Annotated in this window: 14 protein-coding genes; 7 read left to right on the top strand and 7 right to left on the bottom strand. The window is 72.9% G+C overall.

Annotation, left to right across the window (positions count from 1 at the left end; all coding sequences use genetic code 11):
• Nucleotides 1-56 precede the first annotated feature (56 nt).
• Together alc and allB are read right to left on the bottom strand one after the other, a co-directional pair.
• Nucleotides 57-1,205 carry an allantoicase gene (gene alc / locus ACWCPM_RS14810; protein ID WP_450976548.1) on the bottom strand — a complete coding sequence of 383 codons (1,149 nt, stop codon included), beginning with the start codon at nucleotides 1,203-1,205 and terminating at the stop codon, nucleotides 57-59.
• Between the two features lie 32 nt (nucleotides 1,206-1,237).
• Entirely contained in the window at nucleotides 1,238-2,572 is a 1,335-nt protein-coding gene (gene allB / locus ACWCPM_RS14805) for an allantoinase AllB (RefSeq protein WP_450976547.1), read from the bottom strand.
• Between the two features lie 285 nt (nucleotides 2,573-2,857).
• On the opposite strand from allB, the gene ACWCPM_RS14800 reads away from it, so the two are divergent.
• Nucleotides 2,858-3,664, top strand: a complete 807-nt coding sequence (locus ACWCPM_RS14800; protein ID WP_450976546.1) for an IclR family transcriptional regulator — start codon at nucleotides 2,858-2,860, stop codon at nucleotides 3,662-3,664.
• 475 nt (nucleotides 3,665-4,139) lie between these two features.
• Here the strand turns inward: ACWCPM_RS14800 and ACWCPM_RS14795 are convergent, their stop codons facing one another.
• Nucleotides 4,140-4,457: a DUF5955 family protein gene (locus ACWCPM_RS14795; RefSeq protein ID WP_450976545.1), complete on the bottom strand. Its 318-nt coding sequence runs from the start codon at nucleotides 4,455-4,457 to the stop codon at nucleotides 4,140-4,142.
• Between the two features lie 190 nt (nucleotides 4,458-4,647).
• On the opposite strand from ACWCPM_RS14795, the gene ACWCPM_RS14790 reads away from it, so the two are divergent.
• Together ACWCPM_RS14790 and aceB are read left to right on the top strand one after the other, a co-directional pair.
• On the top strand, nucleotides 4,648-5,250 hold the full coding sequence (locus ACWCPM_RS14790) for a nucleotidyltransferase family protein (protein ID WP_450976544.1): 603 nt from the start codon (nucleotides 4,648-4,650) through the stop codon (nucleotides 5,248-5,250).
• Between the two features lie 185 nt (nucleotides 5,251-5,435).
• Nucleotides 5,436-7,061: a malate synthase A gene (gene aceB / locus ACWCPM_RS14785; protein WP_450976543.1), complete on the top strand. Its 1,626-nt coding sequence runs from the start codon at nucleotides 5,436-5,438 to the stop codon at nucleotides 7,059-7,061.
• Here the strand turns inward: aceB and ACWCPM_RS14780 are convergent.
• Complete coding sequence (locus tag ACWCPM_RS14780; RefSeq protein ID WP_450976542.1) at nucleotides 7,051-7,341, bottom strand: SelT/SelW/SelH family protein; 291 nt, start codon at nucleotides 7,339-7,341, stop codon at nucleotides 7,051-7,053. The genes aceB and ACWCPM_RS14780 overlap by 11 nt on opposite strands.
• Nucleotides 7,338-8,252 (bottom strand): HipA family kinase, encoded by a 915-nt coding sequence (locus ACWCPM_RS14775; RefSeq protein ID WP_450976541.1) that lies wholly within the window; start codon nucleotides 8,250-8,252, stop codon nucleotides 7,338-7,340. Before ACWCPM_RS14775 ends, ACWCPM_RS14780 begins: the two co-directional genes overlap by 4 nt.
• 185 nt (nucleotides 8,253-8,437) lie before the next feature.
• On the opposite strand from ACWCPM_RS14775, the gene ACWCPM_RS14770 reads away from it, so the two are divergent.
• Entirely contained in the window at nucleotides 8,438-8,833 is a 396-nt protein-coding gene (locus ACWCPM_RS14770; RefSeq protein WP_450976540.1) for a TOBE domain-containing protein, read from the top strand.
• Nucleotides 8,834-8,859: 26 nt separating this feature from the next.
• On the opposite strand, the gene ACWCPM_RS14765 is transcribed toward ACWCPM_RS14770, so the two are convergent.
• Nucleotides 8,860-10,020 carry an NAD-dependent formate dehydrogenase gene (locus ACWCPM_RS14765; RefSeq protein ID WP_450976539.1) on the bottom strand — a complete coding sequence of 387 codons (1,161 nt, stop codon included), beginning with the start codon at nucleotides 10,018-10,020 and terminating at the stop codon, nucleotides 8,860-8,862.
• 103 nt (nucleotides 10,021-10,123) lie between these two features.
• Nucleotides 10,124-10,258, bottom strand: a complete 135-nt coding sequence (locus tag ACWCPM_RS14760) for a hypothetical protein (protein ID WP_450976538.1) — start codon at nucleotides 10,256-10,258, stop codon at nucleotides 10,124-10,126.
• Nucleotides 10,259-10,462: 204 nt separating this feature from the next.
• Here ACWCPM_RS14760 and modA point away from each other — a divergent pair, with 204 nt between their 5' ends.
• Genes modA through ACWCPM_RS14745 form a run of 3 tightly spaced genes read left to right on the top strand, consistent with a single transcriptional unit; the run spans nucleotide 10,463 to nucleotide 13,244 of the window.
• The gene (modA, locus tag ACWCPM_RS14755) at nucleotides 10,463-11,299 is read left to right on the top strand and encodes a molybdate ABC transporter substrate-binding protein (RefSeq protein WP_450976537.1); all 837 of its coding nucleotides are present in this window, start codon (nucleotides 10,463-10,465) and stop codon (nucleotides 11,297-11,299) included.
• Entirely contained in the window at nucleotides 11,296-12,156 is an 861-nt protein-coding gene (gene modB, locus ACWCPM_RS14750; protein ID WP_450976536.1) for a molybdate ABC transporter permease subunit, read from the top strand. The genes modA and modB overlap by 4 nt, the downstream gene beginning before the upstream one ends.
• Entirely contained in the window at nucleotides 12,153-13,244 is a 1,092-nt protein-coding gene (locus tag ACWCPM_RS14745) for an ABC transporter ATP-binding protein (protein ID WP_450976535.1), read from the top strand. Before modB ends, ACWCPM_RS14745 begins: the two co-directional genes overlap by 4 nt.
• The last annotated feature ends 61 nt before the right edge of the window (nucleotides 13,245-13,305 follow it).

Below are 13,305 nucleotides of genomic sequence, written 5' to 3'. Positions count from 1 at the left end.
GGGAGGGCGCCGACGTGGCGGTGACCGGCCGGTGCGTCCCGCGCGCCGTTCCGGCGTCAGCCGCCCAGCTCCCGGTGGCGGGCCGCCAGGCGGGCCGCGCCCTCCTCCGTGAGCGAGCCGAACAGGCGCAGTCGCGAGATGCCCCCGTCCGGGAATATGTCCACGCGCGCGTGGGTGCCGACCGCGGCCGCCGGGAGCACGAAGCGGTGGTCGGTGTCGGGCTGGAGGCGGGTGCGCGGCAGGACCTCGGTCCACCCGCCGTCGTCGCCGTCCTGGCCGTCCCGTACGTCCCGTACGGACACCGAGGCCCAGCCGGCGCTGTTGCCCTTGAGGTAGGCGGTGTCGAGATCGATCGCGCGGATCTCCGACCGGGCCACCAGCCGGTAGCGGATCCAGTCGTGGCCGTGGTCGCGGCGCCGGCGGGTCTCCCAGCCGTCGTCCATCTGGCGGGAGCGGCCCGGCTGGATGGTGTGGGTGGCCGGTGAGTAGAAGCGGTCGGAGGCGTCCTCGACCCGGCCGCCGTTCTCCAGGGCGACCACGTCGAACGTGCCCAGAGCCGAGAGCCACCCGGGGTCCGGTGCCACCTCTCCGTAGGCGCGCAGCCGCGCGATGCCGCCGTCAGGGTGCTGGTTGACGCGCAGGTGGGTGAAGCGCCGCTCGGCCGAGACGGCGAAGCCGTTCGCCGCGTGGCCGCCGACCGGCGTGCGCGGGACCAGCGTCGTCCACTTCACGTCGTCGGCGAGCAGTTCCCCGGGGGAGGGGGAGCCCGCGACGGACGCGCCCTCGATGGACACGGCCTGCGGGTAGTTGCCCCGGAAGTGGGCGGTGTCGACGACGATCCCGCGGATCACGCCGGGCGCGCCGAGGCGGACCAGCGCCCAGTCGTGGTCCTCGTCGGTGGGCCAGGGGTGGCCGGCGGACGTGCCCCGGCGGCGGCGCGTCTCCCAGCCGTCCATGATCTTGCCCTTGTGCCCGAAGTGCTCGGGGTCGAACTCGGCGCGCCCGGGCACCAGCAGGTTCTCGCGCTCGGCGAAGAACTCGTCGTTGGCGGCGACGACGCCGGCGCCGAGCCGGCGGTCGGCCAGATCGGCGTACCGGGTGAAGTCGAGGTCGGCGGTGCGGTAGTCCGCATACGGGTCGCCGCCTCCGTAGGGGCTCGCGTCGCCGGTGAAGCCGGTCGAGGACAAGGGATGCTGCGCCGTCACGGTGATCAGGTCTGCCTTTCGGACGTCGGGTCTCAGGGGGTGCGGGTGAGCAGTCGCCCCCTCGGTTCGGTGAACTCGCCGCCGGCCGCGACGCGTTCGCCGCGCAGCCAGGTGGACCTCACGACGCCGCTGAGCATGCGCCCGGCGTACGCCGTGACGCGGTTGCGGTGCTGGAGGGCGACCGGGTCCACGGTGAAGGTCTCGTCGGGTGCGAGGACGGCGAAGTCGGCGTCGCGCCCCACCGCGATGGCGCCCTTGCGGGCCAGCCCCACGAGGTCCGCGGTCCGTGTGGACATCCAGCGGACGACGTCCTCCAGGGTGTGCCCCCGCTCGCGCGCCTCGGTCCAGACGGCGGGCAGGCTGAGCTGGAGGCCGGAGATGCCGCCCCAGGCGGTGGCGAAGTCGTTCGTCTTGAGGTCGGCGGTCGACGGGGAGTGGTCGGTGACCACGCAGTCGATCGTGCCGTCGGCCAGCGCCCGCCACAGCAGGTCCTGGTTGGCGGCCTCCCGGATGGGCGGGCAGCACTTGAACTCGCTCGCCCCGTCCGGGACTTCCTCGGCGGTCAGGGTGAGGTAGTGCGGGCAGGTCTCGACGGTGACGCGCACGCCGTCGGCCCGGGCGGCGGCGATCCGCGGCAGCGCGTCGCCGGAGGACAGGTGCAGCACGTGCACGCGCGCGTGGAGGCGTTCGGCCTGCGCGATCAGGTGGGCGATCGCCGTGTCCTCCGCGTCCTGCGGACGGCCGGCGAGGAAGTCGGCGTACCGGGGGCCACCCCGCTGCGGGGCGGCGGCGAGGTGGTGCGGGTCCTCGGCGTGCACGACGAGCAGGCCGCCGAACCCGGCGATCTCGGCCATGGAGCGGGCGAGCTGCTCCTGGTCGAGGTGCGGGAACTCGTCGACGCCGGACGGCGACAGGAACGCCTTGAAGCCGAGGACGCCCGCGTCGCGCAAGGGGCGCAGGTCCTTGACGTTGTCCGGCAGCGCGCCGCCCCAGAAGCCGACGTCGACGTGGGCCTTGTCGCGGGCCGCGTCCCGCTTGGTGCGGAGGTGGTCGGCGGTGGTGGTCGGCGGAAGGGAGTTGAGGGGCATGTCGACGAGGGTCGTGATGCCGCCGGCCGCCGCGGCCCGTGTGGCGGTCCAGAAGCCCTCCCACTCGGTGCGGCCGGGGTCGTTGACGTGTACGTGGGTGTCGACGAGGCCGGGCAGCAGGACGTCGTCGCCGAAGTCCTCCACGCGGGCGCCGTCCACGGGCGCGTCGTGCGGCAGTACGGCGATGATCGTCCCGTCGGCGACCGCGACGGACGCGGGGCGGGTCCCCTCGGGCGTGATGACACGCGTCGAGCGCAGCACCAGTTCGGCGTCGGACACCCGGGCCCCTCTCTCCGCCGCCGTCCCGCGCTCCCGCACCGTCCGGGAGACGGGACGCACTTCCGTCCTGACAGAATTTCAACGTTCTGTTGAAGGAGTGTTCACTCCCGGTCGCGCGCCGTCAAGAGGCACACTCCTCCACGGTGCACCTTCGACGCGCACTCTGGACGTATCCGCACAGCGGAATTATTATTCCGCCAGACAGAAAACGGCTGCGCATGAACGGGCGGCCGCCCGGCCGACGGGTAGTCTTCTGCCCTCCCGCCCGCCCCGAAAGGAAGCGCCGTGCCGACGTCCAGCGCCAGCGACGCCCCCGCAGCAGACTCCGCCGGCAAGCCGGCGAGCGGCGGCGTCCAGTCCCTCGAGCGCGCCTTCGACCTGCTGGAGCGGATGGCCGACGCGGGCGGCGAGGTGGGCCTGAGCGAACTGTCGGCGAGCAGCGGGCTGCCGCTGCCCACGATCCACCGGCTGATGCGCACCCTGGTCGCGTGCGGGTACGTCCGCCAGCAGCCCAACCGGCGCTACGCGCTGGGCCCGCGCCTGATCCGGCTCGGTGAGTCCGCGTCCCGGCTGCTCGGCACCTGGGCCCGCCCCTACCTGGCCCGGCTGGTCGAGGAGACCGGCGAGACGGCCAACATGGCGCTGCTCGACGGGGACGAGATCGTCTACGTCGCCCAGGTGCCGTCCAAGCACTCCATGCGCATGTTCACCGAGGTGGGCCGACGCGTCCTGCCGCACTCCACGGGCGTGGGCAAGGCGCTGCTCGCGGGCCTCCCGGACGAGGAGGTGCGCTCGCTGCTGCTGCGCACCGGCATGCCCGCCGCGACGGAGAAGACGATCACGACTCCGGACGGCTTCCTCGCCGCGCTGGACGACGTCCGCCGGACCGGGTACGCCGTCGACGACAACGAGCAGGAGATCGGCGTCCGCTGCCTGGCGGTCTCGGTCCCCGACTCCCCCACCGCCGCCGCGATCTCCATCTCGGGGCCGGCCGGCCGGGTGACGGAGGCGGCCACGGAACGGATCGTGCCGGTGCTCCAGCAGATCGCCGTGGAACTCTCCGAGGCCCTGGCCGGCCACAACCCCGCGTGACGGCGGCACGGCACCAGGCACCGCCGCCCGTGACCCCGAGGCCGTCGCGACAGCCCGAGCGCTCCCGCGGCGGTCGCCGGTGCCGCGGCGGGCAACGTGCGCCCGTCCAGGAGCGGCGTCCGGTGCGCGCTCCCGGAGTGCCGGCCGGAAGTCCTCGTCCTGGAGGTACTCGGGCTTGCGGCCGGTGCGGCCGGCGGGGGCACCTCCCACGCCCTTGAGGCAGTGGGAATGCGTGCCGGGCGTCTCGGCGGGGGGAACGACGCCTGCCGCCGCGCTAGTGCCGCGTCAGTCAAGGTTTGCCCGTGAGGAGCGGCGTCGTGGGGGCCCCTCCCGCTCGAGCGAAGCCGAGAGTGGGGGAGCGTGCTCTCGGCGTGCCGGCCGGAAGCCCTCGTACTGGACGTACTTGGGCTTTCGGCCGGTGCGGCGAGAGGGCGTGCCGGGCGTCGCGACGGGACGGACCTCGGCTGACGCGGCACTAGCCCCGCCGCGGCGGCTCGCCGAAGAGGTCCACCGCGTCACGCACCTCCGTCAGCCCGCGCGACAGGGCGCTCACCGATCCGATCGCGCCCGCGATCAGCAGCAGTGAGCGGCGCAGGCGCGGGGTCTCGGGCCTGCCGTCGGCGGTCATCGCGGCGAGCGCGGCGAGTTCGTCCTCGGCGACGCCCCGGTCGGGGAACTCCACGGGAAGCGTGGCGAGTTCACGGCGCAGCCGGGACACCGCGGTCCGCAGTCCCGCCACCCTAGGGTCCTCGTCGCTGCCGGTCACTGGCCTCTGCCCCAAGCTCCGCAACACAGCTCTCCCCCCTGACACACCGTCGCCGTCGTGCACAGCCCACCCTGCTCCCCCGAGCGCCCCATGGCGCCGGTCGTGCGCCGGGGACGCGGGCCAGTTAACGCCACCGGGTGCCGATCCGCCACCGCACCGGCCGAAATTCAGCCCCAGGGGGCGGCCCCGCCGGCGCGCCGTCAGGTATGCAGGAACCATGACGGATCGGAACGGCCCCCCGGTCGCCGCGTTGCTGCTCGCCGCGGGCGGCGGACGCCGGCTCGGCGGCCGGCCCAAGGCCCTGCTGGAACACCGTGGCCGCCCGCTGGTCGAACACGCGGTCGCGGTGCTGCGCGCGGCGGGCTGCACGCGCGTGCACGTGGTGCTGGGGGCGCGCGCCGACGCCGTACGGCGGCGGGCGGAGCTGTCCGGCTGCGTGCTGGTGGACAACCCCGAGTGGGAGCGGGGCATGGGTTCCTCGCTGCGCGCCGGGCTGGACTCGCTCGCCGGGACGGGGGCCCGGGCCGCCCTGGTGTCGCTCGTCGACCAGCCCGGGATCGGGCCGGAGGCGGTGGCGCGCGTACTGGACGCCTGCGCGGACGAGTCCTCGCTGGTCTCGGCCGCCTATGACGGTGTACGCGGCCATCCGGTGCTGTTCGGCGCCGCCCACTGGGCGGGCGTCGCGGCGGCCGCGACCGGCGACCAGGGGGCGCGCGCGTATCTGAGGGAGCACGCGGGCGACCTCCGCCTGGTGGAGTGCGGGGACGTGGCGCTGCCCTACGACATCGACACGCCGGCCGACCTGAGCCACCTTGAGTGAACGGGGTGGCACCCCGCGCCACCGTGCCTCGACCCGGAGAGTCTCGACATCGACAGACCATTGAACTTCCACGATGAGGAAACTAATATCCACTGACCAGAGCGCACCCGATCGCGCAGCGGGTGCGACACCGCCCATGAGTGCTCCGCGGCACCCGGTGCCACCGCTGAAGGAAGTGACAGCTCATGTCCGCACCAGCGCCGTCTCCGCTGGCCATCGTCGACGCCGAGCCCCTGCCCCGGCAGGAGGAGGTCCTCACCGACGCGGCGCTCGCCTTCGTGGCCGAGCTGCACCGCCGGTTCACGCCCCGGCGTGACGAACTCCTCGCCCACCGCGCGGAGCGCCGCGCCGAGATCGCCCGCACCTCCACGCTCGACTTCCTCCCGGAGACCGCACAGATCCGCGAGGACCCCACCTGGCGCGTCGCACCCGCCCCCGCCGCGCTGAACGACCGCCGCGTCGAGATCACCGGCCCCACCGACCGCAAGATGACCATCAACGCCCTGAACTCGGGCGCGCGGGTCTGGCTCGCGGACTTCGAGGACGCCTCCTCCCCCACCTGGGAGAACGTCGTGCTGGGTCAGGTGAACCTGATCGACGCGTACTCCCGGAACATCGACTTCACGGACGCCCGCTCCGGCAAGTCGTACGCGCTGGGGGCCGAGGAGGAGCTGGCGACGGTCGTCATGCGCCCGCGCGGCTGGCACCTGGACGAGCGCCATCTGACCGACGCCGACGGCAGGCCGGTCCCCGGCGCCCTGGTCGACTTCGGCCTGTACTTCTTCCACAACGCGCAGCGCCTGCTCGACCTCGGCAAGGGCCCGTACTTCTACCTGCCGAAGACCGAGTCGCACCTGGAGGCCCGCCTCTGGAACGAGGTGTTCGTCCTCGCGCAGGACTACGTCGGCATCCCTCAGGGCACCGTGCGCGCCACCGTCCTGATCGAGACGATCACCGCCGCGTACGAGATGGAGGAGATCCTCTACGAGCTCCGCGACCACGCCTCCGGTCTGAACGCCGGCCGCTGGGACTACCTGTTCTCCCTCGTCAAGAACTTCCGCGACGGCGGCCCGAGGTTCGTGCTGCCGGACCGCAACGCGGTGACGATGACCGCCCCGTTCATGCGCGCCTACACCGAGCTGCTGGTCCGCACCTGCCACAAGCGGGGCGCGCACGCGATCGGCGGCATGGCGGCGTTCATCCCCTCCCGCCGGGACGCCGAGGTCAACAAGGTCGCCTTCGAGAAGGTCCGCGCCGACAAGGACCGCGAGGCCGGTGACGGCTTCGACGGCTCCTGGGTGGCCCACCCCGACCTGGTCCCGATCGCCAGGGAGTCCTTCGACAGGGTGCTCGGCGACAGGCCGCACCAGAAGGACCGGCTGCGCGAGGACGTGACGGTCAAGGCGGAGGACCTCATCGCCGTCGACTCGCTGGACGCCAAGCCCACGTACGCCGGTCTCGTGAACGCCGTGCAGGTCGGCATCCGCTACATCGAGGCCTGGCTGCGCGGCCTGGGCGCGGTCGCGATCTTCAACCTGATGGAGGACGCGGCCACCGCCGAGATCTCCCGTTCGCAGATCTGGCAGTGGATCAACGCGGGCGTGGTCCTCGACAACGGCGAGCGGGTCACCGCCGAACTGGCCCGCGAGGTCGCAGCCGAGGAACTGGCGGCGCTCCGCGCCGAGCTGGGCGAGGACGCCTTCGCGGCCGGTGGCTGGCGGCAGGCGCACGATCTGCTGCTGACCGTCGCCCTCGACGAGGACTACGCCGACTTCCTGACACTGCCGGCGTACGAGCAGCTCAAGGGCTGAGCTGCTCCCCCGCCTTGTCCGAGTGGCCCAGGGACCTTCCCGGGGCCACTCGGTCGCGGACGGCCCGCTTGACCGCCGTCGGCTCGGGGAAGCCCTGCTCACGGCGGTCCCAGACCGCCTCGCCGTCCACGCGGACGACGAAGACGCCGCCCTTGCCCGGCTTCAGCGCCAGTTCGGACAGCTCCGCCTCAAAGGTGGTGAGCAGTTCCTGCGCCAGCCAGGCCGCGCGCGGCAGCCATCCGCACTGGGTGCAGTACTCGATCTCGACACGGCCGCTCATCCGAGGTGCACCGACCAATCCTGTTCCGCGGGTGGTTTGCCGTGCAGGTCGGGGACCTGCTGGAGCCATTTCGGCCTGCCTTGCCGGGTCCTCGCCGCACGTTCCGCCTCCTCGGCGGCGATCTCCTCGCGAGTGGGGAAGTCCGTGGGCAGCCAGGCCCCGGAGGCCCGCACGCGCGCGTGCAGGTAGTTCCCGTAGGCGTCCCGGGCCGCGTCCGGCGTGGCGAAGTCCGTGCCGTCCGCCAGCCAGGCGTCGGGGACCTCGGCCAGCACCTCGCGCAGCAGCTCGCCCGTGACCCGCGGGGCCAGCTCCGCGTCGGCGGCCCGTACGTCGGGCGCGTAGTGGCCGAGGGCGTGGTGGCGGAAGTCGTAGGACCTCCGCGGGTCGGCGCCGTCCCAGCGGTGGTGGAAGATCAGGGCGGCTCCGTGGTCGATCAGCCACAGGCGGGCCGGGACGGTGCCGGACGTCGGCCAGATCATCAGGTTCGAGCTGTGGACCGTTCGGTCGACGTTCGCAGTCAGCGCGTCCAGCCAGACGATCCGGCCGGCCTCCAGCGGATCCACACGGAACGTCTTCGCGGTCTCCGGGGTGAAGTCCCGGGCGCCCGGCAGGAAGTCCATGCCAAGATTGACGCCCGCGCTGGCCGTGTGCAGATCGCGTACCTCCTGGTGCTCCTCGTGGACGGCGATCGCCGGGTCGAAGTGCACCAGTACGAGTTCGGGGAAGCGCAGCCCGAGCGCGCGGGCCAGTTCGCCGACGACCACCTCGGCGACCAGTGCCTTGCGGCCCTGCGCCGAGCCGGTGAACTTCACGACGTACGTGCCGAGGTCGTCGGCCTCGACGACGCCCGGGACGGAGCCGCCGGAGCGCAGGGGTTCGACGTAGCGGGTGGCGGTGACCTCTCTCAGCATCCGCGCAGGCCCCGTCGCGCGTCCGCCCTGCTCTTCACGACTACCTCCGAGGTGCTGCCGCCGGGGAAACCCCCACGATCACCCCCGAGCATAACCAGGCGTGACGTTCCGGCGTCCGTCGCCGAGGGCGGCGAGGAGCCGTGCGAGCTGCGACGACACCCCGCCGAAGGCATATCTTGGCGCCCATGCAGTCTTACACGATCGGCCAGGCCGCACGGCTGCTCGGCGTCAGCCCCGACACCGCGCGGCGGTGGGCGGACGCGGGCCGGGTGGCGACCCATCGCGACGAGGGCGGGAAGCGGCTCATCGACGGCCGGGACCTGGCCGCCTTCTCCGTGGAACTCGCGGGGGGCGGGAGCGGTGAGGACGACACCTCCTACACCTCGGTGCGCAACGCCTTCCCCGGTATCGTCACCGCGATCAAGCTCGGTGACGTGGCGGCCCAGGTGGAGATCCAGGCCGGGCCGCACCGGCTGGTCTCGCTGCTGACGCGGGAGGCCGTGGAGGAGCTGGGGCTGGAGGTCGGGGTGGAGGCCACCGCCCGGGTGAAGTCGACGAACGTGCACATCGACCGGGTGTGAGCACGGCGGGCGGTGGCCTCCACGACTCACTTGGTGACCGAGTAGGAGTGCGCGCCCGTTCCGGCGAGCCCGCCCCCGGCCACGATCAGGTACTCGTCGCGGATCGGGCGGCCCGCGAACCAGGACTCCAGGATCTCGCGGGTCCCGGCCGCGTAGCGGGCCTGTGCGGACAGGGACGAGCCGGAGATGTGCGGGGTCATGCCGTGGTGGGGCATGGTGCGCCAGGGATGGTCGGCCGGGGCCGGCTGCGGGTACCAGACGTCGCCGGCGTAGCCCGCCAGGTGCCCGCCGCGCAGGGCGCGGTCCACCGCGTCCCGGTCGACGATCTTCCCGCGGGCCGTGTTGATGAGGTAGGCCCCGCGTTTCATGGAGGCCAGCAGCTCGTCGTCGAAGAGCCCCTCGGTCCCGGGGTGCAGCGGGGCGTTGATCGTGACGACGTCGCAGTGCGGCACCATCTCGGCGGCCGACTCGTGGAACACCACCCCCAGCTCACGCGCGACCTCCTCGGGCAGCCGATGCCGGTCGGTGTAGTGCAGCTTCACGTCGAAGGGCGCGAGGCGGCGCAGTACCGCGAGGCCGATACGGCCGGCGCCGACCGTCCCGACGTGCATGCCTTCGAGGTCGTACGAGCGGGCGACGCAGTCGGCGATGTTCCAGCCGCCGTCGAGGACCACCTGGTGGGAGGGCAGGTAGTTGCGCACCAGGGACAGCGTCATCATGACCACGTGCTCGGAGACGCTGATGCTGTTGCAGTACGTCACCTCGGCGACCGTCACCCCGTGCGCGATCGCCGCGTCGAGGTCGACGTGGTCGGAGCCGATGCCGGCCGTGACGGCCAGCTTCAGGTTCTTGGCGGCGGCGATCCGCTCCGCCGTCAGGTACGCCGGCCAGAACGGCTGCGAGATGACGACGTCCGCGTCGGGCAGCTCACGGTCGAAGACCGATCCGGCTCCGTCCTTGTCGGAGGTGACGACGAGGGTGTGGCCGGCTTTCTCCAGGTAGGAGCGCAGGCCCAGCGCACCCGAGACGCTGCCGAGGAGGTGGCCCGGCGTGAAGTCGATCCCCTCGGGGGTCGGAGTGGTCTGACCGCCGGGGTAGTGGTCGATCGCGGGGAGGTCGTCACGGGCGTACGTCGTGGGATATCCGTCGACGGGGTCGTCGTACAGGACACAGAGCACCTTGGCCATGTCGCGGCTCCTCTCCTGCGCGGTTAGCAGGTTGATTCCAGAGTCCTCGCGGCGAATGCCCTGGTCAAAACGAAGCTCGCTCTGCCCTGACAGCCGACGGCTGTCAGTGGTCGTCGGCGTCGAGGTAGGTGCGCAGCAACGCGTCCAGCGCCTCGCGCACGCCCGCCTCCCGCGCCACCGCCGGACGGGCTCCGGCGAGAACGGACGGCGGGTCGTCGGGCCCGGTCACCAGCCGCACGCGGTCCGTGCACGGGCCCCTCCAGCGGCTGCCACCTCCCTGAGCACGCGCCCCGGAACCTGACCCGTACAAACGCACTTACCACCCTGGTCGATCATCAGCACGGCTCTTGCGAAGTCACAGGAGGTTTTGCCCTTGCATCTGCGGCACTATCATCAGCGCATGCACACCGTGTCCGTCAGGACGAGGGGGAGTGGACCCGTGATGATCCGTACCGCACGCCGGAACCGGCGGACCCTGCGAGTGGCCGGCGCGGGCGCCGCCGCGCTGCTGGCCCTGAGCGCCTGCTCGTCCTCCGGCGACTCCGCATCGAACGGATCGGGCTCCTCCGCATCCACGTCCGCCTCGTCGTCCTCGGACAAGATCTCCGGCACGGTGACCGTCTTCGCCGCGGCCTCGCTGAAGGAGAGTTTCGAGAAGCTGGGCGAGCGGTTCGAGCAGCGGCACCCGGGCGCGAAGGTCACCTTCAGCTTCGGCGGCAGCGACTCCCTGGCCGCGAGCATCACCGGAGGGGCGCCGGCCGACGTCTTCGCCTCCGCCAGCCCCAAGACGATGAAGATCGTCACGGATGCCGGCGACGCCGCCGGGACTCCCGCGACCTTCGTGCGCAACCAGTTGGAGATCGCGACCCTGCCGGGCAACCCCGACAAGGTCGCATCCCTCGATGACCTCACGAACCCGGACCTGAAGGTCGTGCTGTGCGACGAGGCGGTGCCGTGCGGCGCCGCCGCGAAGAAGGCCCTCGACGCGAGCGAGCTGAAGCTGACGCCGGTCTCCTACGAGGAGGACGTCAAGTCCGCCCTCAACAAGGTGGTGCTCAAGGAGGCCGACGCGGCGGTCGTCTACAGGACCGACGTGCGGGCCGCGGGTGACAAGGTGGAGGGCGTGGAGTTCCCCGAGTCCGCCGAGGCCATCAACGAGTACCCGATCACCCTGCTCCAGGACGCCCCCAACGCCGAGGCCGCGAAGGCGTTCATCGCGTTCGTGCGGTCCCCCGAGGGACGGTCGGTCCTGACCGAGGCCGGGTTCCTCGAGCCGTGACCCCGATCGACAAGGCCGACGCCGCGACCGGCACCCCGCGGGGTGGGCCGCGGCGTCGGCGCGTCCGGACCGGCAAAGGCCGGGGGGTGCCGCTGCCCCTGCTGCTGCCCGCGTTGCTCGGCCTGGCGTTCCTGGTCGTGCCGCTGATCGCCCTCCTCGTCCGCACCCCCTGGCACAGCCTGCCCGAGTTGCTGACCAGCGCCGAGATCTGGCAGGCGCTGCAGCTGTCCCTGGTCTGCGCCACCGCCGCGACCGCCGTGAGCCTGGTCATCGGTGTGCCGCTGGCCTGGCTGCTGGCCCGCGTCGAGTTCCCGGGCCGGGGCCTGGTGAGAGCCCTCGTCACGCTCCCCCTGGTCCTGCCCCCGGTGGTCGGGGGTGTGGCGCTGCTGATGGCGCTCGGCCGCAACGGCATCGTCGGGAAGTGGCTGGACGCGTGGTTCGGCGTCACCTTGCCGTTCACCACGGCGGGTGTCGTCGTCGCGGAGGCCTTCGTGGCCATGCCCTTCCTCGTCATCAGCGTCGAGGGCACGCTGCGGGCCGCCGATCCCCGCTACGAGGAGGCGGCCGCCACCCTGGGCGCCTCCCGCTTCACCGCCTTCCGCCGCGTCACGCTCCCCCTGATCGCCCCGGGCATCGCGGCCGGCGCGGTCCTGGCCTGGGCCCGCGCGCTGGGCGAGTTCGGCGCGACCATCACCTTCGCCGGCAACTTCCCGGGACGCACCCAGACCATGCCGCTGGCCGTGTACCTGGCCCTGCAGAGCGACCCGGAGGCCGCCATCGCCCTCAGCCTGGTCCTGCTGGCCGTGTCCATCACCGTGCTGGCCGCACTGCGCGACCGCTGGGTGGCGGCGGGATGACCGAGATCCACGGCGTCACCCACGATGTCCGTGCCGAGGTGCCCGAAGACGGACTCGACGCACACCTCGTCGTCGAGCGCGGCGCGTTCCGCCTCGACGTGGCGCTGAGAGTCGCGCCCGGCGAGGTGGTGGCCCTGCTCGGCCCGAACGGCGCGGGGAAGACCACCGCCCTGCGCGCGCTCGCCGGGCTGACGCCGCTGAGCGGCGGCCGTCTGCGCCTGGACGGCGTGGCGTTGGAGCGCACGCCGCCCGAGTCACGGCCCATCGGCGTCGTCTTCCAGGACTACCTCCTCTTCCCCCACCTGACCGCCCTGGACAACGTGGCCTTCGGCCCCCGCTGCCACGGTGCGACCAAGGCGGAGGCCCGTGCGCAGGCCGCGGAGTGGCTCGACCGCCTGGGTCTCACGGATCACGCCGGCGCCAGACCGCGCAGGCTGTCCGGCGGCCAGGCCCAGCGCGTCGCCCTGGCCCGCGCGCTGGCCACCCGCCCACGCCTGCTGCTCCTCGACGAGCCGCTGGCGGCGCTCGACGCCCGGACCCGCCTGGAGGTACGCGCCCGACTGAGGCGTCACCTGGCCGAGTTCGAGGCCGTGGCGGTCCTGGTCACGCACGACCCGCTGGACGCCATGGTGCTGGCGGACCGTCTGGTCGTCGTCGAGCACGGCCGGATCGTCCAGGAGGGCAGCCCGTCCGACATCGCGCGGCATCCCCGCACGGACTACATCGCCCAGTTGGTCGGCCTGAACCTCTACCGGGGCGAGGCCGACGGCCACACCGTACGACTCGACGGCGGCGGCCCGCCCGTCACCACCACGGAGGCCCTGGCGGGACCGGTGTACGTCGCCTTCCCGCCCGGCGCCGTCACCCTCCACCGTGACCGTCCGACCGGCTCCAGCGCCCGCAACCTCTGGCGCTGCGAGGTCGGCGGCCTGGAGACCCACGGCGACCAGATCCGCGCCGTCCTCTCGGGTGAGCTCCCGCTCGCCGCCGACCTGACCGCGGTCGCCGCCGCCGAACTCGACCTGCGCCCGGGAGCGGAGGTCTGGGCGACGGTGAAGGCGGCCCAGACCCACGCCTATCCCGTCTGAGGACGCGCCGCGCGGCGCGGGCGGGTCGCCGCGCGCACCGGTGGGCCGGCCGGCCGTGCGA

It is taken from the genome of Streptomyces sp. NPDC002309 (assembly GCF_053593375.1).
The sequence above is the reverse complement of the archived record's forward strand: the minus strand, read 5'-3'. Positions and strand labels throughout refer to the sequence as shown.

Bases quoted from the DNA above. Each gene is read 5' to 3' on its own strand.
- ACWCPM_RS14790 (WP_450976544.1), top strand. From the start codon at position 4,648: ATGACGGATCGGAACGGCCCCCCGGTCGCCGCGTTGCTGCTCGCCGCG.
- aceB (WP_450976543.1), top strand. From the start codon at position 5,436: ATGTCCGCACCAGCGCCGTCTCCGCTGGCCATCGTCGACGCCGAGCCC.
- ACWCPM_RS14780 (WP_450976542.1), bottom strand. From the start codon at position 7,341: ATGAGCGGCCGTGTCGAGATCGAGTACTGCACCCAGTGCGGATGGCTG.
- ACWCPM_RS14775 (WP_450976541.1), bottom strand. From the start codon at position 8,252: ATGCTGAGAGAGGTCACCGCCACCCGCTACGTCGAACCCCTGCGCTCC.
- ACWCPM_RS14770 (WP_450976540.1), top strand. From the start codon at position 8,438: ATGCAGTCTTACACGATCGGCCAGGCCGCACGGCTGCTCGGCGTCAGC.
- ACWCPM_RS14765 (WP_450976539.1), bottom strand. From the start codon at position 10,020: ATGGCCAAGGTGCTCTGTGTCCTGTACGACGACCCCGTCGACGGATAT.
- modA (WP_450976537.1), top strand. From the start codon at position 10,463: ATGATCCGTACCGCACGCCGGAACCGGCGGACCCTGCGAGTGGCCGGC.
- ACWCPM_RS14745 (WP_450976535.1), top strand. From the start codon at position 12,153: ATGACCGAGATCCACGGCGTCACCCACGATGTCCGTGCCGAGGTGCCC.